The organism is Mesorhizobium sp. M1322, from assembly GCF_040318085.1.
Classification (GTDB): Bacteria; Pseudomonadota; Alphaproteobacteria; order Rhizobiales; family Rhizobiaceae; genus Mesorhizobium.
This window is the reverse complement of sequence record NZ_JAMYLP010000067.1, coordinates 1-19,388: the sequence shown is the minus strand read 5'-3', so window position 1 is coordinate 19,388 and position 19,388 is coordinate 1. Positions and strand designations below refer to the sequence as shown.

General features: G+C 61.0%; 15 protein-coding genes and 2 pseudogenes. 7 read left to right on the top strand and 10 right to left on the bottom strand.

Features of this window, described 5'->3' with window-relative positions; genetic code table 11:
* The first annotated feature begins 173 nt into the window (after positions 1 to 173).
* Both parE and NKH12_RS21885 read left to right on the top strand, forming a co-directional pair.
* On the top strand, positions 174 to 2,225 hold the full coding sequence (gene parE / locus NKH12_RS21890) for a DNA topoisomerase IV subunit B (RefSeq protein WP_352955040.1): 2,052 nt from the start codon (positions 174 to 176) through the stop codon (positions 2,223 to 2,225).
* Positions 2,226 to 2,520: 295 nt separating this feature from the next.
* The gene (locus tag NKH12_RS21885) at positions 2,521 to 3,195 is read left to right on the top strand and encodes an outer membrane protein (RefSeq protein ID WP_352955039.1); all 675 of its coding nucleotides are present in this window, start codon (positions 2,521 to 2,523) and stop codon (positions 3,193 to 3,195) included.
* Positions 3,196 to 3,284: 89 nt separating this feature from the next.
* Here NKH12_RS21885 and NKH12_RS21880 read toward each other — a convergent pair whose 3' ends face one another.
* Positions 3,285 to 4,406 carry a DUF2336 domain-containing protein gene (locus tag NKH12_RS21880; protein ID WP_352955038.1) on the bottom strand — a complete coding sequence of 374 codons (1,122 nt, stop codon included), beginning with the start codon at positions 4,404 to 4,406 and terminating at the stop codon, positions 3,285 to 3,287.
* A gap of 259 nt (positions 4,407 to 4,665) precedes the next feature.
* On the opposite strand from NKH12_RS21880, the gene NKH12_RS21875 reads away from it, so the two are divergent.
* On the top strand, positions 4,666 to 5,142 hold the full coding sequence (locus NKH12_RS21875; protein WP_502910824.1) for a MaoC family dehydratase: 477 nt from the start codon (positions 4,666 to 4,668) through the stop codon (positions 5,140 to 5,142).
* A gap of 3 nt (positions 5,143 to 5,145) precedes the next feature.
* Complete coding sequence (locus NKH12_RS21870) at positions 5,146 to 6,027, top strand: HpcH/HpaI aldolase/citrate lyase family protein (RefSeq protein ID WP_352955037.1); 882 nt, start codon at positions 5,146 to 5,148, stop codon at positions 6,025 to 6,027.
* Between the two features lie 192 nt (positions 6,028 to 6,219).
* Here the strand turns inward: NKH12_RS21870 and NKH12_RS21865 are convergent, their stop codons facing one another.
* Together NKH12_RS21865 and NKH12_RS21860 are read right to left on the bottom strand one after the other, a co-directional pair.
* On the bottom strand, positions 6,220 to 7,191 hold the full coding sequence (locus NKH12_RS21865; RefSeq protein WP_352955051.1) for a sensor histidine kinase: 972 nt from the start codon (positions 7,189 to 7,191) through the stop codon (positions 6,220 to 6,222).
* A 77-nt stretch (positions 7,192 to 7,268) separates the two neighbouring features.
* Positions 7,269 to 8,708, bottom strand: a complete 1,440-nt coding sequence (locus NKH12_RS21860; RefSeq protein ID WP_352955036.1) for a DUF7125 family protein — start codon at positions 8,706 to 8,708, stop codon at positions 7,269 to 7,271.
* 310 nt (positions 8,709 to 9,018) lie between these two features.
* Here NKH12_RS21860 and NKH12_RS21855 point away from each other — a divergent pair.
* A pseudogene (locus tag NKH12_RS21855) lies at positions 9,019 to 10,939 on the top strand (hybrid sensor histidine kinase/response regulator).
* A gap of 75 nt (positions 10,940 to 11,014) precedes the next feature.
* Here NKH12_RS21855 and NKH12_RS21850 read toward each other — a convergent pair.
* Positions 11,015 to 11,623 (bottom strand): flavin reductase family protein, encoded by a 609-nt coding sequence (locus tag NKH12_RS21850; RefSeq protein ID WP_352955035.1) that lies wholly within the window; start codon positions 11,621 to 11,623, stop codon positions 11,015 to 11,017.
* Positions 11,624 to 12,208: a nitroreductase family protein gene (locus NKH12_RS21845; RefSeq protein WP_352955034.1), complete on the bottom strand. Its 585-nt coding sequence runs from the start codon at positions 12,206 to 12,208 to the stop codon at positions 11,624 to 11,626.
* 156 nt (positions 12,209 to 12,364) lie between these two features.
* Here NKH12_RS21845 and NKH12_RS21840 point away from each other — a divergent pair, with 156 nt between their 5' ends.
* Positions 12,365 to 13,330 (top strand): RgsD C-terminal domain-containing protein, encoded by a 966-nt coding sequence (locus tag NKH12_RS21840; protein WP_352955033.1) that lies wholly within the window; start codon positions 12,365 to 12,367, stop codon positions 13,328 to 13,330.
* 53 nt (positions 13,331 to 13,383) lie between these two features.
* Here the strand turns inward: NKH12_RS21840 and NKH12_RS21835 are convergent.
* From NKH12_RS21835 to NKH12_RS21815, 5 genes and pseudogenes are all read right to left on the bottom strand, one after another.
* Positions 13,384 to 14,323: pseudogene (locus NKH12_RS21835) on the bottom strand (lysophospholipid acyltransferase family protein).
* 122 nt (positions 14,324 to 14,445) lie between these two features.
* On the bottom strand, positions 14,446 to 16,422 hold the full coding sequence (gene thrS, locus NKH12_RS21830) for a threonine--tRNA ligase (RefSeq protein ID WP_352955032.1): 1,977 nt from the start codon (positions 16,420 to 16,422) through the stop codon (positions 14,446 to 14,448).
* A gap of 166 nt (positions 16,423 to 16,588) precedes the next feature.
* Positions 16,589 to 17,413, bottom strand: coding sequence for a class D beta-lactamase (blaOXA, locus tag NKH12_RS21825; protein ID WP_352955031.1), 825 nt, complete (start codon positions 17,411 to 17,413; stop codon positions 16,589 to 16,591).
* Positions 17,414 to 17,551: 138 nt separating this feature from the next.
* Positions 17,552 to 17,920: a membrane protein insertion efficiency factor YidD gene (gene yidD / locus NKH12_RS21820; RefSeq protein WP_352955030.1), complete on the bottom strand. Its 369-nt coding sequence runs from the start codon at positions 17,918 to 17,920 to the stop codon at positions 17,552 to 17,554.
* A gap of 7 nt (positions 17,921 to 17,927) precedes the next feature.
* Positions 17,928 to 18,374, bottom strand: a complete 447-nt coding sequence (locus NKH12_RS21815) for an iron-sulfur cluster assembly scaffold protein (protein ID WP_352955029.1) — start codon at positions 18,372 to 18,374, stop codon at positions 17,928 to 17,930.
* Positions 18,375 to 18,615: 241 nt separating this feature from the next.
* On the opposite strand from NKH12_RS21815, the gene folE reads away from it, so the two are divergent.
* On the top strand, positions 18,616 to 19,251 hold the full coding sequence (folE, locus tag NKH12_RS21810; protein WP_352955028.1) for a GTP cyclohydrolase I FolE: 636 nt from the start codon (positions 18,616 to 18,618) through the stop codon (positions 19,249 to 19,251).
* The last annotated feature ends 137 nt before the right edge of the window (positions 19,252 to 19,388 follow it).

The window sequence follows — 19,388 nt, the reverse complement described above, 5'->3', positions numbered from 1 at the left end:
ATGCGGCAAACCCCTGAAGGCCGGAGTTTTCGACCCATTTCCGCCGCTTGGTTGTCGGATGGCTTTGCAGTAAGAGGCTCTATCCTCGAACGTAACAGGAACCTCCGTCGCCTGCCCGCAAAAAGCGTGGCAGTATTGGGTGGTGATTCGCAACATCGGAATCCAGGACCAGCATGGACGACAATAACGATCTTTTCGGCACTATGGACAAGCAGCCGCAACCGGTTCGCGCCACCGCGCGCCCGGCTGACCCGCTGGTGCAGGCGGCGAAGCGTCCGGCATCCCGCGACGGCAGCGAGAGCTACAGTGCCGCCGACATCGAGGTTCTGGAAGGGCTGGAGCCGGTGCGGCGGCGACCCGGCATGTATATCGGCGGCACCGACGACAAGGCGATGCACCATTTGTTCGCCGAGGTCATCGACAACGCGATGGACGAGGCGGTCGCCGGCCACGCGACCTTCATTGATGTAGAGCTTTCGGCCGATGGATATCTGGCGGTGACCGACAATGGCCGCGGCATTCCGGTCGATCCGCATCCGAAATTCAAGAAACCGGCGCTCGAAGTCATCATGACGACGCTGCATTCGGGCGGCAAGTTCGACAGCAAGGTCTACGAAACCTCGGGCGGCCTGCACGGCGTCGGCGTCTCCGTCGTCAACGCGCTGTCGGACCATCTCGAGGTCGAGGTCGCGCGCGGGCGCCAGCTCTATCGCCAGCGTTTTTCGCGGGGCGTCCCGGTGACTGGCCTGGAGCAACTCGGCGAGGTGCATAACCGGCGCGGCACCAAGATACGCTTCCATCCCGACGAGCAGATCTTCGGCAAGGGTGCGGCATTCGAGCCGGCGCGGCTCTACCGTATGACGCGCTCGAAAGCCTATCTGTTCGGCGGCGTCGAGATCCGCTGGACCTGCGATGCGTCGCTGATCAAGGAGAAGGACACGACGCCAGCTAAGGCCGAGTTCCATTTCCCCGGCGGCCTCAAGGACTATCTGAAAGCCTCGCTCGGCGATGAATTCCAGGTCACCCGCGAAATCTTCGCCGGCAAAAGCGACAGGCAAGGCGGCCACGGTTCGCTCGAATGGGCAGTGACCTGGTTCGGCGGCGACGGGTTCCTCAATTCCTACTGCAACACCATCCCGACCGGCGAAGGCGGCACGCACGAGGCCGGCTTCCGCAACGTTTTGACGCGCGGCCTGCGCGCCTATGCCGACCTGGTCGGCAACAAGCGTGCTTCGATCGTCACGTCGGAAGACGTCATGATCTCGGCGGCGGGCATGCTGTCGGTGTTCATCCGCGAACCGGAATTCGTCGGCCAGACCAAGGACAGGCTGGCGACGATCGAGGCGATCAGGATCGTCGAGACCGCCATCCGCGATCCGTTCGATCACTGGCTGGCAGACAATCCGCAGGAAGCTTCGAAGCTGCTCGAATGGGTGATCGCGCGTGCCGACGAGCGGGTGCGGCGGCGCCAGGAAAAGGAAGTGTCGCGCAAGAGCGCAGTGCGCAAGCTGCGCCTGCCCGGCAAGCTCGCCGACTGCACGCAGAATGCCGCGGCCGGCGCCGAGCTCTTCATCGTCGAGGGCGATTCGGCCGGCGGCTCGGCGAAACAGGCGCGCGACCGCGCCAGCCAGGCGGTGCTGCCGCTGCGTGGAAAGATCCTCAACGTCGCCAGCGCCGGCAACGACAAGCTGGCCGGCAACCAGCAGATTTCCGACCTGATCCAGGCGCTTGGCTGTGGCACGCGCTCGAAATACCGCGATCAGGATCTGCGCTACGACCGGGTCATCATCATGACCGACGCCGACGTCGACGGCGCCCACATCGCTTCCTTGCTGATCACCTTCTTCTATCAGGAGATGCCGAGCCTGGTCCGCGGCGGCCATCTCTATCTGGCGGTGCCGCCGCTCTACTCGATCCGGCAAGGCGGCAAGATCGCCTATGCCCGCGATGATGCGCACAAGGACGAACTCCTGCGCACCGAGTTCACCGGGCGCGGCAAAGTCGAAATCGGCCGCTTCAAGGGGCTCGGCGAAATGATGGCCGCCCAGCTCAAGGAAACCACCATGGACCCGAGGAAGCGCACGCTGCTCAGGGTCGATGTGATCGACGCCGAGGCGGCGACCAAGGATGCGGTCGACGCGCTGATGGGCACCAAACCGGAAGCCCGCTTCCGCTTCATCCAGGAACGTGCGGAATTCGCCGAGACGGAAGTGCTGGACATCTGAGCGTCTTCTGCTCGGCGAACCGCAAACGGCGACCGTCACTGTTGCAAGGCGGTATGGCTGGCATCACCGTGCGAAGCGAGGCAACGCCTGTGATGCTTTGTCGTGTCAAGCAGCGCTGAAAGCGCCGAAATAGTTGAGTCTGCTGCTTTGAAATCCGACGACTTCTGCAATTTCGTGTCCTATTTGCAACAAAAAAGAGGAACCATTGTCCAACCGCCGCGAAGGGAGAGCGCGCATATGGACCAAAGCCAGCAGTCTAAGGTAGTGGTTTGATATCCATATTAGGGGGCAAATTATGCGCAAGATTCTTCTCGCATCCATTCTCGTTATAGGCTCATCCGAGGTTGCGATCTCGGCCGACGCTGTGATCGATACACTCCCCGTTGAGTCGGCCTACAACTGGAGCGGCGCCTATTTGGGCGGATTTATCGGCTACGGTTTTGGTGACACCGAACATCTCAATCCGCCCGGTGAGACGGGAGATCTGGACATCGACGGGGTCATTGGCGGCGTCGCCCTGGGCTACAACTACCAGATGGACCAGTACGTTCTTGGCGTGGAGGCAGACATTGCCTGGTCGGGCATAGAAGGTTCCCACGGGCCAGCTTTGTTCAACTCGTTCAATTGCGGGTCGGGCGCGTGCGAGACGGAAGTCAACTGGCTTGCCACAATTCGCGGCAGGGCGGGCTATGCTTTCGACAATATTCTGCCATACGTAACCGGTGGTGTGGCGATCGGAGGCGTGGATGCACGCATCGAAAATGCTCCCACCTTGCAAGACGGCGAGGAGACTCAGGTCGGCTGGACGGTGGGTGCAGGTATTGAATACGGCATCACGCAGCAATGGACTGCCAAGGTCGAGTATCTCTACACTGATCTCGGAGATTGGCGCTACGACAGCGACGGCTCCGACTTCAGCGCCACGGCAGAGTTCTCGACCGTGAAGTTTGGCGTCAATTACCGATTCTGAACATCGGCCGGTCCTGATTTCTTGCTCGGGTGTTGTAAAATGCCCGAGCTTCTGGTTGCCGGCAAAATTGCAGACAGTCCGTTTGAGTGTCAGGCCGCCGCTATCGCCAGCGCATGGCCGCGCGCGTTTTCGCGTAGCGCATCGAGATGGATTGATTTTACCAATCCGGCGAGATCACCTTCGGCGGACTGCCCACCCAATTCCTTCAGCATCAGCCAGCTGACTTCCTGGACGCCGGCAAGGCGCTTGCCATTGGCGACCTCGCGCCAGATCTTCAGCGCACGCAGGATGATCGCGTGCGTGGCCGCGGCCAAGCCGGCGCTGCGGAACAGTGCCTGCAGCGCCACGTCGTGCCCGCCGGCCAGAAGCGCCCTCACCCGTTGTTCGGATTGCTGGCTGAGCGCGACCAGCGCCGAGCCGAAGAAATCGACCTTGCCATGCGCGATCGTGCGAATGATGAAGCTTGCGGTCAGGTCGCCGCGCAGGCGCAGATGCTCGATGAGCGCCGCATGTTCCTCCTGGCGCGTGCCTTCGATCAGCGTCAGGGAAGCCTTGACGCAGGCGTCGCGCATGACGCGCTCGGCTCTGGCATGGCCCATCAGCGCCACCACCAGCGGCGAGCCTTTAAGCGTTTCACCAAGTTTAATCAGCAGCATATGCCGGCAGTCGGCGGGCAGACGCGCATCTGATATCAGCGCTTCGCGCACCGAAGGCAGATGGCCATGGCGTTCGGCGATACGGCGGAAGCTGAGCGAAGCGATGTCGGCGCCACTGTTGGCGAGAAGCGTGGCGCAGGCTTCCGGCTCGCCGATTTCGGCGATCGCCGCGGCGACCGCCATGGAGACGCGCGGACGGTCGGCGATCAGTTTCTGCGTCGCCTTCTGGCCGCCGGCAACCCGGTCGATCAGATCGGCATCGGTGAGCAGCGGCGAACGTGCCAGCACCAGGCTTGCGACTTCCGGCTGGTCCGACGCCAGCGCGCTGATGATCTGCAGCGGCGAATGATGGCTCATCGACAGCGCCTCTGCAATCGCCAGCCGCACTTTCGACGAGGCATCGTCTAGCAGCAGCGTCAGCGCGGCCTCCGCCGCGCAGCGGTCCTCGAAAGGCAGATCGGCATTGATGTAGGCGCGAGCCAGAGCGCTTGCCGCAGCGGCGCGCTCCGAAACCTTGGCCGTGTAGATCCATTTCAGGAAATGCGAAACAACCATGCCGTCCGCTACGCCCCTAACCCGAGTCCGTTCCCGCCCCAGTGAAGACCGTAGGCAGAAATGGTTTACGAACGGTTCACCATGTTTGTTAACTGGCCGCTCTTTGTTAACTGGCCCCTCTTTGCCAACTGGCTTGCGAGCGCGGTATGCAGCGCCTATCAACCCTCAGAGCGACGTGCGTCCCTTTCACAAAGTACGCTCCAGAACTTTGAATCTTCGCATCGTGCTTTCCGAAAAATCGATTCCGATTTTCGGGCCGATGCGGCAGCGGAGGAGATCGACCATGGCCGGGCTTTATCTGGAAGAGTTCGTCGTCGGCCATGTTTTCCGGCACACGCTGCGGAAAACCGTCACTGAAAGCGACAACATGCTGTTTTCGGTGATGACGCTGAACCCGCAGCCGCTGCACATCGATTTCGACTTCGCCGCCAAAAGCGAATGGGGCAAGCCGCTGGTCAATTCGCTGTTTACTCTGGGCCTGATGATCGGCATTTCGGTGAACGACATCACCGTCGGCACCACCATCGCCAACCTGGGCATGAAGGAGACGGTGTTTCCGCATCCGGTCTTCCACGGCGACACGATCCGCGTCGAGACGACGGTGGTGTCGGTGCGCGACTCCAGGTCGAAGCCGGACCGCGGCATCGTCGAATTCGAGCACCGCGCCTATAATCAGAATGACGTGCTCGTCGCCAAATGCACAAGGCAGGCGATGATGATGAAGAAGGCGGCCTGACTGATGCGCTCGCTGCTGTTCGTTCCCGCCGATTCCGAAAAAAAGCTGGAAAAGGCGTTTGGTGCGGGCGCCGACGTGGTCATCGTCGATCTCGAGGATTCGGTCGCGCCGCAAAACAGGGCCTTGGCACGCGACATCGCCGCGCGCTTCATCACCGAACACAAGGATCAAACCAGATCCGCAATCTATGTCCGCATCAACGATCTCTCGACCGGCCTGACGGATGACGATCTGGCGGCACTCGTGCCGGTGAAACCTGACGGCATCATGCTGCCGAAGTCGAACAGCGGTCAGGATGTCCAGCATCTCTCGGCCAAGCTCAGGGTGCACGAGGCCGAAAGCGGGCTGCCGGATGGTGCGATAAAAATCCTGCCGATCATCACCGAAACAGCCGCCGGCGTGCTGGCGGCTGCGACCTACGCCAACGCAAGCGCGCGGCTTGTCGGCGTGACCTGGGGTGCGGAAGACCTCTCGGCGGCGATCGGTGCGCGCACGGCCCGCGACGAGAATGGCCGCTACACCGATGTGTTCCGTTTCGCCCGCACCATGACCATACTCGCCGCGGCTGCCGCGGAAGTCGCGGCGGTTGACACGGTTTTTCCCCGTTTTCGCGACATGGCCGGCTTCGAGGCGGAATGCGCCGAGGCAGAGCGCGACGGGTTCACCGGCAAGATGGCGATCCATCCGGCGCAAGTGCCGGTCATCAACGCCGCCTTCACGCCGTCGACTGAGGCGGTGAAGCACTCTCTGGCGATCGTCCAGGCTTTCGAGGCGGCTGGAAATCCCGGCGTCGTCGGCATCGGCGGCAAGATGTACGACCGGCCGCATTTGCGGCTAGCCGAGCGGCTTCTGGCACGCGCCAGGGCGGCCGGAGTTTTGGCCTGATTTGGTCTGATCGCGCGACGCCGGGCTCTTCCGACCGTGGCTGCTCGCGTTCCTGCCGGGAGGCGGCTCATCAGTTCCGCGAAATTGACCGGGCGACCAGATACCAGGAACAGCCCGATAGGCCTGCCGCTCACCATGCGCAGCACTGATCATGGCGTTGCCCCCCGCAACGAGCCAACAGGTGCCGCCGGACTAGTCGGTTGGTTCTGGAGAGAGGCGGGAAAGTAGACCCCGGATCGAGAAATGCAGGCCATCCGGCGCGAAGATAAAATCAGGATGCTCTCCAAACAGGCTTGTCAAAGCGGCGCGCATATACCGTGTTCCATATCCTACTCGCGAGGGTTCGACGACCGACGGCCCACCCGATTCGGTCCACCTCAGCGTCAGCGTTGGTTCCGGGCTCGATGCGATCTTCCATTCCAAACGAACCCTGCCTTCGGGCTGGGATAAGCCACCATATTTGATGGCGTTTGTCGCGAGTTCATGAAGGCAGAGGGCGAGGGTTGTGGCGGCCTCGCGCGAAAGCGGCACCTCAGGTCCCTCAATGCTGATACCGCTTTGTCCGTCCGAGCTGTACGGCGCAAGGATCGAATTCGCGACATCCATCAAAGGCACCGTCTCACCTCCTGCATCAAAGGCCGCAGAATGAACATTCGACAACGCTCTCAATCGTCCTTTGAAGTCTTCCGCGAGGCCGTCTGCCGAGGTTGCGCCGCGCCGCGTCATTTCGAAGATGGATACGACGCTTGCCAGGATGTTTTTCACCCGATGATTGAGCTCGCGCCGCAGCTCCGTCTCCCGCTCGAGGTAATCGCGCACGTCGCGCTGACGGGCTCTGGTGAGGAGTGCGGACTGGATGCCGCTTATTAGTTCCAGCGCCGCCACGGGACGTTGATAGAAGATCTGGCGTGAATGTGGCCAAGCAGCACTCAGGGCCGCCTGGATGCGCGACTGGGACGCCGCACGGTCGAGAAGAACTACGATTGGGATTTCCGACCAGTTCGGCTGGCGCTGAAGGAATCTGGCGATTGTAGCGGTTGCCGCTGGATCTAGGGCTTCATGCGTAACGACAAGCACTCCGGGGGATTCTTTAAGCAGATTCTCCAAATCTGCGGTGTTGGCCGTTTTGGCATGAACGCCGCGCTCTTGCAGTAGGGAGGCCATGTACGAGGCATCCTTGCGATAGGGCGCCAAAATGAGCGCCCAATCGAGTGTTTCCAGGCCGTTGTGCTCCGTGTCACTCACGTCTCAGGCAAAGGATTATAGGCAACAACCGAAACACCGGAACTCGCGATGAAGAGCTCCCGGACATCGAGGTCGTGCGGGCCGTGGCGCTTCTTGACGACCGTGATGTTGCGCCTTAACCGGCCCTCATGCTCGGCCATGCGAAGAAGAAGCACCGTGTCGCCGAGAAAACTGACATCCACGTCGATCCCGACATTCTGTCCGAGCAACCCGTGCTGAGCGACAATGAGCATGGTCAGCACGTCCGCACGTGCGAGATGCTTCAAGAGAGACTGGATATCGAGCACCGCTTTTTCGCGATGAGGCAGCGAATTCAGATAGCCGGTGAAGCTATCAATCACCACAACGCGAGTATTATTCCGGCTGACCACTTGCTGCACGATCTGGCCGAATTCGCCCGGCGAGATTTCGTTCGGGCTGAAATCGTAGATGACGAGTTGACCGTCCTTGTAGAACTGCCGCAGGTCCATCCCCAAGCCCTCGGACCGGCGAAAAAAGGTTTCCAGCCGCTCTTCAAACAGAAACAGGGCAACATTCTCGCCTCGCTGGAGAGCCGCTGTGGCGTAAAGCGATGACATCGTTGACTTGCCAGTCCCAGACTGACCGATCACCAGCGTTATCGTTCCCGATTCCTGGCCCCCGCCAAACATCTCGTCGAGAGCGTCGACCCCAGATTTGATCAGTTGCGGCTTGGCGACTTCGGGAGGCGACCCGGGTACAATCCGCGGAAACACGACGACGCCTTCGCCCTCGCGAATGGCCATGTCGTGATACCCGTCGGCATACGGCACGCCCCGCATCTTGCTGACCTCAATACGCCGGCGCACGGCTCCATAATCCTCGAGCGATTTATCAAGCCGGATGACGCCATGAGCAATACCCTCGATCTCTTCGCCGTTGTGATCACCGCCACTCGTTTGAGTATCGAGCAAAACCGCCACAATGCCGCGCTTGGCCAGAAAGGCCTTGAAGCCAATCAGTTCGCGGCGAAACCTCGGCGTGTCGCCGGTGATCAGCCGGATTTCAAGCAGGGAGTCGTAAACCAGCCTGTGTGGTTTGTGTTCTTCGATCGCGCGTTCGATCGCCTTGCGCGTCTCATCCAACCGAAGGTCGGCGGTCTGGAAAATGCTTTGATCGGCTGCGCCACTCACGGTCTCAGAAGCTGAAAGCTCTTCGACACGAATTCCGTCGAGCGTCCAGCTGTGCGAAGACGCAATCGCCTGGAGTTCGGAAGCGGTTTGCGAAAGACTGACATAGATGCAGCGTTCACCGGCCGCCACCCCAGCGCGCAAAAATTGCAAGGCAGCGGTTGTCTTGCCTGCCCCTGGATCCCCCTGCACTATGTAAAAGTTCGAAGCGGGCAGTCCACCGCGAAGAATTTCGTCCAAGCCGGCAATACCGGAACTTACAACGGGCTGTCTCTTTCGCTCTGCCATGTCCGCCTCGTGTTCAACAGTTTGGGAATCGTAAGCCCATCGTCGGGAATCAAATGCGTTCGAAAGATGACAGCCTGCAGACCTGTTGGGCCGCTGGGCTGAGGCGCCTCGATTTCTCCCGATCTCGTTTCTGTAATCGCCACGCCCGTGCGAGGCAAGTAATCAGCTCGATTTACCAATAAATGCCGTACTGGGCCTTCGCATCGCCAGCAGGACCACAACGCGTACGCCGTTGCGATCCTTTCACCTTGGTGAACGTCGCCTGGAACAAATGCAGCGCAGTAGCATTCTATGCAGTTAAGCCAAGTAGATGGACGGGGGAATGATTCAAAGAAGCATCGATACCGGCGACGAGCATCGTTATCGCATTCTCGTCGAGGCTGTCACCGACTACGCGATCTTTATGCTGGATCCGTCCGGGATCGTGACCAGCTGGAACGCAGGCGCCGAGCGGTTCAAAGGCTATTCCTCCAGCGAGATCATTGGTCAGCATTTCTCACGCTTTTATACGGATGAGGATGGGGAAAGCGGTCTGCCCGCGCGGGCTCTGGAAATAGCAGCCCGCGAGGGCAAGTTTGAGAGCGAAGGCTGGCGGGTCCGCCGCGACGGGACTCGTTTCTGGGCTCATGTCGTAATTGATCCGATCCGCGACCCCAGCGGTAAGTTGACAGGGTTCGCCAAAGTCACCCGTGATGTTTCCGAGCGAAAGAAGGCGGAGGAGGAACTCCGCAAAAGCCAGGAGCAGTTTCAACGTTTGGTTCAGGGGGTGACGGACTATGCGATCTATATGCTCGACCCTGACGGAATAATCACCAGCTGGAACTTGGGTGCCGAGCGCATCAAAGGTTATTCGGCAGATGAAATAATCGGCAAGCACTTTTCGCAGTTTTATACGCCTGAGGATCGCGAGCGAGGCAGCCCTCAAAGAGCGCTGGAAACCGCTGCTCGTGATGGACGATCTGAACGGGAAGGCTGGCGGGTACGAAAGGACGGCACCACGTTCTGGTCCCACGTGGTGATCGACGCAATTCGGCACGAGGATGGCAAGCTCCTGGGTTTCGCCAAGATCACGCGCGATATCACCGAGCGCAAGAAGGCGCAGGAATCATTGGATCAGGCGCGTGAGGCCCTTTTTCATTCGCAAAAGATGGATGCGATTGGCAAGCTGACGGGCGGCGTCGCTCACGATTTCAACAATTTGCTGATGGCGGTTCTGGGTAGTCTTGAGCTGCTTCGCAAACGCCTGCCCGATGATCCACAACTGCTACGCCTCCTCGACAATGCCGTGCTCGGCGCACAACGGGGCGCGTCGTTGACGCAGCGCATGCTTGCTTTTGCCCGGCGGCAGCAACTCGACCCCAAGCCTGTCGATCTTATTGGCCTGATACAGGGAATGAAGGAGTTGTTGGAGCGGTCGTTAGGATCGAGGGCGATCATAGAGACCAGATTTCCGCTTTCGCTCAACCAGGTCATGGTTGACGAAAGCCAAATCGAACTCGCACTGCTTAATCTTTGCGTCAACGCCAGGGACGCAATGCCTGACGGTGGGACGATCTTGATCTCCGCACGGGAGGAAAGCATCGGCCAAAATCAGGATGCTGGCTTGGCATCAGGGCAATAGTCTGCCTTTCAGTAACAGACAACGGCGAAGGAATGGACGAAGAAACGCTTGCCCGCGCGACGGAACCGTTCTTCACCACGAAGGGAGTCGGCAAGGGAACGGGCCTGGGTCTCTCGATGGTGCATGGGATGATGGAACAGATGGGAGGGCGCGTGATTCTCAGGAGTCGCAAGGGCGCGGGTACGACGGCTGAACTGTGGTTGGCGACAACGACCGCGACATCGGATCGCGCGCGCGATCAGGATGCTTTCAGCCCGAATACCATCACGGCTGCTTCTCTGCGGATTCTGGCGGTGGATGACGATCCCCTGGTGTTGTTGAACACCGCTGCAATGCTGGAGGACCTCGGCCATACCGTCGCGGAGGCGCATTCGGCAGCGGCAGCGCTTGATCTGCTGAAGGAGAAGCCGTTCGACCTCGTCATAACGGATCACGCGATGCCGAAGATGACTGGCCTGCAGTTATACGGCGCAATCAAGGATAAATGGCCGTCCCGGTCATAATAGCCACGGGCTACGCTGAACTGCCGGGCGCTCGGGAGATGAAAACCCTCAGCAAGCCGTTCACGGAATACGAATTGGCGAACGCGATAGCCAGCACTGCCGTTTAGCCACCGGATTACCCACTGCTAGAAGGTGAGCGAGCCGGCCTTGTCAAGAACCAAGTGCTTAATTCTATCCCAGCCCTAATCCTTTCCCCAGCGAGGCCGGCGCATCGAAAATATCTCGCTGACGCTGGCATAGTCCATATAGCCGAGACGGCCGACATTGCCCGCGCTGGCGATATCGAAGATGCCGTCTTTCAGAAATGCATCGTCGATATGCACACCGACGACTTCGCCGGCAACGACGATGGCGCCGGTCAGCGTCCCGTCCAGCGCCTTTGGCCGCAAGATCTCCGTCACCCGGCATTCAAGCGCCGCGGGCGCCGCCGCGACGCGGGGCGGCGCTACTAGACGCGACGGCGCCATGGTGAGATCGGCATAGTGGAATTCGGTCACGCCGCGCGGCGCATCGACCGCCGTGCGGACCATTTTTTCAGCAAGATCGCGGCTGACGAGGTTGGCGACGAACTCGCCTGTTTCTGCAGCGAAGGTGGCGCTGTCCTTCTCGCCTTCGGAGGAAAACCAGACGATGAAGGGTCGCGTCGAAAAAGCATTGAAGAAGGAATAGGGGGCGAGGTTGACTTCGCCGGCCTTGTTCACGGTCGATATCCAGCCGATCGGCCGTGGCGCCACGATCGCTTTGGACGGGTCGTGGGGCAGGCCATGCCCCTTTGCCGGCTCGTAGAACATTCAGCCCACCCATGGCCCTGCATAGTCGGCGTAGAGCTTTGCTGGGTCAGGCCGCGGCCGCTCCGGCGCCGGCCCCTGATAGGAGCCGATATGGACGAAGCCGACGACCCGCTCGTGCGGCGCCAGCCCCAAGATCGCCCTGCCCTCCGGCACATCGGAATACCAGTTGCTGATCATGTTGGTGCCGTAGCCCAGTGCATTGGCTGATATCATAAGGTTCATCGCCGCCATGCCGCCCGACAGGAACATCTCCCATTGCGGGATTTTTGGATTTTCCTTCGGGCTCGATACCACGCCGATCACCAAGGGCGCGCGTGAAAAGCGCGCCAGTTCCTGGTTATGGCGACCTTCTGGCAGCAGCCCTTCGCGCTGTGCGGCAAGGGTCGCCAGCTTCTTGCCGATCTCGACGCGTGCCTCGCCGCGGTAGAGGATGAAGCGCCAGGGCTCGAGCCGGCCGTGATCCGGCACCCGCGACGCGGCGGCAATCATCGTCGCGATGTCGGCGTCGCTAGGCGCCGGTTCCTTCAACTCCGGGATCGGCGCGGAATTTCGGGTCAGCAGAAAGTCGATGATCGGCGACGCCATGGCGCAAGTCTCCTTGGAATTTGAGCTGAAGCGCACCATCGGGGCATCGGGCGGCTCGGGCATTGGCGCGGCGCGCCGGACAAAGAGCCCTCTAGCAGAAGCTGATCGGACTCTTAAGCCTTGAAATTGCCACCGCCTTGGGCTTCAACGCAAGGCATGTTTGAGGGGACATTGCGTCTTTTCCTGATCTGGCTCGCTGCCGCACTGTTGATGGTGCCGGTTTCGCTTGCCGTCGCGCAGGATGTGGACGGCCTCGGTGATCTGAAGCTTCCCGGAATTTCGAGCTATGCGCCTCCTAAAAGCGACACACCGCTGGCGTCAGGCAGCAGCGGGGCGATCACGCTGTCGGCGCAATTGACCGACAAGGGCACCGACATCACGCGCGGCATCGTCTGGCGCGTCTTCAAGCCTGAACCCACCGGCGACGGCAAGCTGCCGATGGTCGCTTCCGCCCATGGCGGCAGCGCGGTGTTCCAGCTCGAGCCCGGCAGCTATCTGGTCCATGCCTCTTACGGCCGGGCCGGTGCCACCAAGCGCATCACCGTCGGCAAGGACGCCAAGCGCGAAAGCCTCGTGCTTGATGCCGGCGGCCTGAAGCTCGATGCCGTGCTGTCGGGCGGGGTGCGCATACCGCCGAAGAAACTGCGCTTTTCGATCTATGAAGGTCAAGCCGAAGCCAATCACGATCGCGCCCTGATCATACCAGACGTCGAGCCGAACAGCGTCGTGCGGCTGAACGCAGGCGTCTACCACGTCGTCTCGACCTATGGCTCGGTGAACGCGGTCATCCGCTCCGACATCCGCGTTGAGGCTGGCAAGCTGACCGAAGCGGCCGTCGAGCACCGTGCGGCGGAGATGACCATGAAGCTGGTACGCGAGGCGGGCGGAGAGGCGATTGCCGACACCTCCTGGTCGTTGCTCAACGAATCCGGCGATCCCATCCAGGAAACCGTCGGCGCCTTTGCTTCGATGGTGCTTGCCGAAGGCGACTACACTATCATCGCCAAGAACCGCGACCGCATCTACCAGAAAGATTTTACGGTCGTGGCCGGGCAGAACAAGGAAATCGAGGTTTTGGCCACGGAGGCCTCGGCGATCGATCCTCAGGAAGGTGCGGACTAGACATCCGGACACTGCCGTACGGGATTCCGGTCCAGCAGCGTATGATTTGCCGATCAGGCCGCCTTGCGCATGCGTCGCGGCAGAAACTGGCCGCGGCCGCGCGGTCCGGCCGGCGCCAGGTCGAAAACGCCACGGTGGAGGCGGTCGAGCAAAGCCGTGCGGTCGCGCAACGGCTCCAGTTCGTCCCATCCCAGCACATCGCCGACGCGCACGTCGATCGATTTGCCGGACAGCCGCGCGAATTCGTGGATGAGCAGGGAAATACGCAGCGTCAGCGAAGCCCTGCCGACGAACTTCGCCACGCGTCCGTCACGCTCGGCCAGGTTCATTGGTCCGCTGACCAGGTGGAACAGCCGGCCGTTCTGGCCGGAAAAGTGCATTGGGACAACCGATGCCTTGGCATCCTGGACGAGACGGGCCGGAAACATCTTCCACGGCAGATCGCGCGCCCGGCCAAAACCTTTCGGCGCAGTGGCGACGCCACCTGCGGGGAAGACGACGATGATGGCGCCCTCTTTCAGCAGCCGCACCGCCTCATGGCGTACCGCCATATTGTTCTTCAGCGCGTCCTTGGTCTCGGAAAAGTCGATCGGCAGCGAATAGCGCTCCATCTCGCGGATCCTTGAGCAGATCCTTGTGGATCATGACGCGGAACGGGCGCTGAAGCTGCTCGGCTAGCGAGAGCACCGCAATGCCGTCGCCGATGCCGAACGGATGGTTGGCGACGATCACCAATGGCGTGTCGGGCAACCTTGCCGGCGGCCATTGGCCGGTGGTCAGCACCCGGACGTCGATCAGCTCCAGCATGCGGCTGAACACGCGCTCGCCGGTCGGCACCACATGGCGGCGCCAAAAGTCGTAGAGGGCCGCGAAGCGATCGCGGCCGGACAGGCCTTCGATGGAATGGATGAACCAGCGCGCCAAAGCCGGCTGATCCGGGCTGGCGTAGGAAAGCTCGGGAAACGGTCTTTCGCGCATCTTCAGCTTGAGCATGAGGGCTCGTTACAAGGCTGGCGTGACAAGCATGTGAAAATAGCGGGCATGTGAAAATAGCGGGCATGCGAAAATGGCGATGGATCGCTCCACCGCCATTTCGTCGACAATCCGGCTGAAACTCAGGCCGCCCGTTTGCGCTTGCGGTCGGGCGTCACAGCCTCTTCGGTAAGCATTGCTACCGCCTGGCCAAGCCCGAGCGATTCCTGGTCGCGCGAGCCGAGCCGGCGGATGTTGACTGTCTCTTCCTCCGCCTCTCGTTTGCCGCAGACGAGGATGACCGGAACCTTTGCCAGCGAGTGCTCGCGGACCTTGTAGTTGATCTTCTCGTTGCGAAGATCGGCTTCCGCCAACAGTCCGGCCGCCTTCAGCCGCGCGACGACCTTTTGCGCGTAATCGTCGGCATCGGAAGTGATCGTTGCCACCACCACCTGCAGCGGCGCGAACCACAGCGGGAAATGGCCGGAATAGTTCTCGATCAGGATGCCGAGGAAGCGCTCCATCGAACCGCAGATGGCGCGATGCACCATAACCGGCTGCTTTTTTTCCGAATCGGAGCCGATGTAGAAGGCGCCGAACCGTTCCGGCAGGTTGAAATCAACCTGCGTGGTCCCGCACTGCCAGTCGCGGCCGATGGCGTCCTTCAGCACATATTCGAACTTCGGCCCGTAGAACGTGCCCCCGCCCGGATTGACACCCGTCTTGATCCGGTTGCCCGACCGCGCCGCGATCTTGTCGAGCACGTCCTGCAGCACGCCCTCGGCATGATCCCACATGGCGTCGGTGCCGACCCGCTTTTCGGGGCGGGTCGCCAGCTTGACCGTGATTTCGTCGAAGCCGAAATCGGCATAGGTCGACAGGATCAGGTCGTTAATCTTGATGCACTCGTCGGCGAGTTGTTCTTCGGTGCAGAAGATGTGGGCATCGTCCTGGGTAAAGCCGCGCACGCGCATCAGCCCATGCAGCGCGCCAGACGGCTCATAGCGATGCACATTGCCGAATTCCGCAAGTTTTACCGGCAGATCGCGGTAGGACTTCAGCCCGTGCTTGAAGATTTGGACGTGGCCGGGGCAGTTCATCGGCTTCAGCGCAAACACCCGGTCGTCGTCGGTGTCGTCGCCGGCAACCGTCACCTTGAACATATTGTCCCGGTACCAGCCCCAGTGGCCCGACGTCTCCCACAGGCTCTTGTCGAGCACCTGTGGCGCGTTGACTTCCTGATAACCCTGCTCGTCGAGGCGGCGGCGCATGTAGTTGACCAGGTTCTGGAACATTCTCCAGCCCTTGGCATGCCAAAAGACGACGCCCGGCCCCTCCTCCTGGAAATGGAACAGGTCCATCTCGCGGCCGAGCTTCCGGTGATCGCGCTTTTCGGCTTCTTCCAGAATGGTCTGATAGGCGTCGAGCTGCGCCTGGTCGGCCCAGGCCGTGCCGTAGATGCGCGTCAGCATCGGGTTGTTGCTATCGCCGCGCCAGTAAGCGCCGGCCACCTTCATCAGCTTGAAGGCGCTGCCGATCTGCCCGGTCGAGACCATGTGCGGGCCGCGGCAGAGGTCGAACCAGTCGCCCTGCGCATAGATCTTGAGATCCTGATCCTCGGGGATGGCGTCGATCAGCTCGAGCTTGTAGCGCTCGCCCTTGTCGGCAAAGATTTTTTTCGCCTTCTCGCGCGACCAGACCTCTTTGGTGAACGGCTTGTTGCGCGCGATGATCTCGCGCATCTTCTTCTCGATCACCGGGAAATCATCGGGCGTGAACGGCTCGTTGCGGGCAAAATCATAGTAGAACCCGTTTTCGATCACCGGGCCGATGGTCACCTGCGTACCCGGCCACAATTCCTGCACGGCTTCAGCCAACACGTGTGCTGCGTCATGGCGGATGAGCTCCAGCGCGCGCGGGTCTTCGCGGGTGATGATCTCGATCTTGCCGGAGTTGCCGAGCGGATCGGAAAGATCGCGCACCACGCCGTCGATGCTGTAGGCGACGGCCTTCTTGGCCAGCGACTTCGAGATCGACTCCGCCAGGCCGGCGCCGGTCATCGCCGCCTCATACTCGCGGACGGAGCCATCGGGAAATATCAGGGAAACGGAATTCAGCATAAAATTCTCCTATCCAGTCCCGCAAACGAGCGCGGGTGGTGAAATGCATGTCGCCCATAAGTGTGCAGCGGTTTTGGGGCAACGACATGCATAAAGTAAAAAGCCGGAAGCGTCCGGCGGCAGTCTTTTATGGGCAGATTCCCGTGCCGTAAAGGCGAATGGCCGATCACTTACTCTTATTGATGAGATTCGGCAGCTCTTTCAGGAATATCGCCCGCGTCTGAGGACCCTTGGGCGTGTCGGAACGTTTCGTATCGATTACCAAGCGGGCAAAGACTATGTTGCGAGTATCCTTGTTCGCCCAGCCGACAAACCAGCCAAGCGAGCGCTTGTCGCCGCTGTCGCCAAGCCGTGTGGTCCCGGTCTTGCCCTGCACGGTCCAGCCACCTGCCCGGAAAGTCGGCAGGATTGCCTCAGTCATCGCGTAGGCCTTGTCCGAAACCGGCAGTTTGCGGTCAAGCAGCCGGCGCAGGAAATCGACCTGTTCCACCGGCGATATCTTGAGGGAAGAGTTCACCCAGGACCGGGTGAGGCCATCATTCTTGCCGGGAGTGCCGGAAACATCGGTGTTGCCGTAGTCGAATTTCGAGACGTAGCCGGCGAAGCGCTCGCTGCCGAGCCGGCGGGTGATTTCCCGCGAAAACCACAGCACCGAGTCCTTTTCCCAGATCGTCGGGTCGACGGTTTTCTGGTCCCGCTTCACCGCATTGAACTCGGGCTTGTAGTCCCAGGCCGGCGTGTGCTCGTCGCTCAGGATTCCTGCGTCATAGCCGATCAGGGCTAAGGGGACCTTGAATGTCGAGGCGGGACTGAAGCGCTGGTCACAAATCCCTTGCCGATACAGCGTTTCGCCGCTCGCAGCATCCAGGATCAGCGTGCATTCGAGGTCTTTCAGCGGCGCGGATTGAGCGCGGATCGGAAAACCCAACAGCCAGGCCAGGAGGTAGAGAACCAAGGCGAAAACGAATGGACGGCGGTCTATCTGGCGCATTTGGCTATCTCTCCTGAAGGGTGGTCAGGAGCGGCTTAGCGAGGCGTCTTGTCTCGATTTTGTCTTAAATGCGCAACGTGCGGTTAACCCTAGCAAATCGTAAAGATCTGCCCCGATTGCAGAGCTCCTCTACCCGGGTCAGCTTTCCGGGTCGCCGCGCTTTTTCCCGATCCGCCAGTACCGCCAGGGCGTGAACCAGACATAGCGCTCAGTCAGCACCTCCGGCACGCGGTCGATGCCATGCGTTCCGCCCGGCCCGCAGCGCAGCACGCGGAAAAACCCCATCCACCCACCGGCCCATAGCCCATGGCGGGCGATCGCTTCGTGCGCGTATTCGGAACAGGTCGGCAGATGCCGGCAGGAATTGCCGACAAAGCCGGACAGCGTCAGCTGGTAAAAGCGCACGAGCGACGTGCCCAAAATTCGGCCGGGCGTCTTGCGCCACGGGCCGGGCCAGTTGCGCGTGTATCGCGGCCGCTGGTGCTGGTGCGTGTGATCCGCAGCCATTTGACGGCTACGCCGCCTGTTCGGCGCGCTTCTTCTCGATCTGGCCGATCGCGTCGACCACCGCATCGAAGGTCAGCATGGTCGAGGCATGGCGCGCCTTGTAATCGCGCACCGGTTCGAGATATCTGAGGTCGGCGAAACGGCCTTCGGGCGGCGCGCCATTTTCCTTCAGCATCTTCAGCATCGTCTCGCGAACGCTGCGCAGTTCGGCCGCGCTGGCGCCGACGACATGCTGCGCCATGATCGAGGATGACGCCTGGCCCAGCGCGCAGGCTTTGACGTCATGCGCGAAATCGGTGACGACGCCGTCATCCATCTTCAGATCCACGGTCACGGTGGAGCCGCACAGCTTGGAATGCGCGCGCGCGGTTGCGTCGGGATGGTCGAGCCGGCCGATCCGCGCGATATTTCCGGCAAATCCCAGAATTTTCGCATTGTAGACGTCGTCGATCATATTTTTCCAATCCGTCGCCGCCGAGCGAACAGCGATTGCCGCTGACGGTCTTCCTTTCGCTCGGCACGATCATATATAATGCTGGTAGTCGGGTATGGACAAGGCAACCCCAAGCCTTCGTTTTTGCCCAATTCAGTTCACGCCGCTTACGGGCTGGAAACAGGGCACGTTTCTAACACCCGAAAGGTCGTGGTCCGTTCAACTCGTTCCTCCTGAGAGAGGAACTACGGGAGACGCCTTTATGGATGCCGTCATCAAGAAATTCATGCCCCCCTCCGCCTATCTGGAAAAGCCGATCACCGACCGGCCGAGCGAAGCCGAAGCCGAGGCCGCGGTTCGCACGCTGTTGCGCTGGGCCGGCGACAATCCGGACCGGGAGGGCCTAGTCGATACGCCAAAGCGTGTGGTGAAGGCCTATCGCGAAATGTTCGGCGGCTACGACAAGTGCCCGGCCGAGGAACTCGGCCGCACCTTCGAGGAAGTCGCTGGCTATGACGACCTTGTCCTCGTCAAGGATATAACGTTCCATTCGCATTGCGAGCACCACATGGTGCCGATCATCGGCAAGGCGCATGTCGGCTATCTCCCGGACGGGAAGGTTGTCGGCCTGTCCAAGATCGCGCGCGTCGTCGATATCTTCGCCCAGCGCCTGCAGACCCAGGAAGCCATGACCGCGCAGATTGCCGGCGTCATCCAGGACGTGGTCAATCCGCGCGGCGTCGCCGTTATGCTCGAGGCCGAGCATATGTGCATGGCCATGCGCGGCATCCGTAAGGAAGGCTCCACTACGCTGACCTCGACCTTCACCGGCGTCTTCAAGGACACGCCCGAGGAACAGGTCCGTTTCGTCACCATGGTGCGCGGCGGCAGGGGCTGAACGATCGTCGCCGGTCGCTAGTCATGATCCCGAGAAGTGGCAACCGGTTCTCGGATAAGATCATGGCCAAACAACAAGACAGAGCCTCGCCCCGCGCGCACCGATACGGCGTGGGGGGGCGGGGGAACAAGAACGGG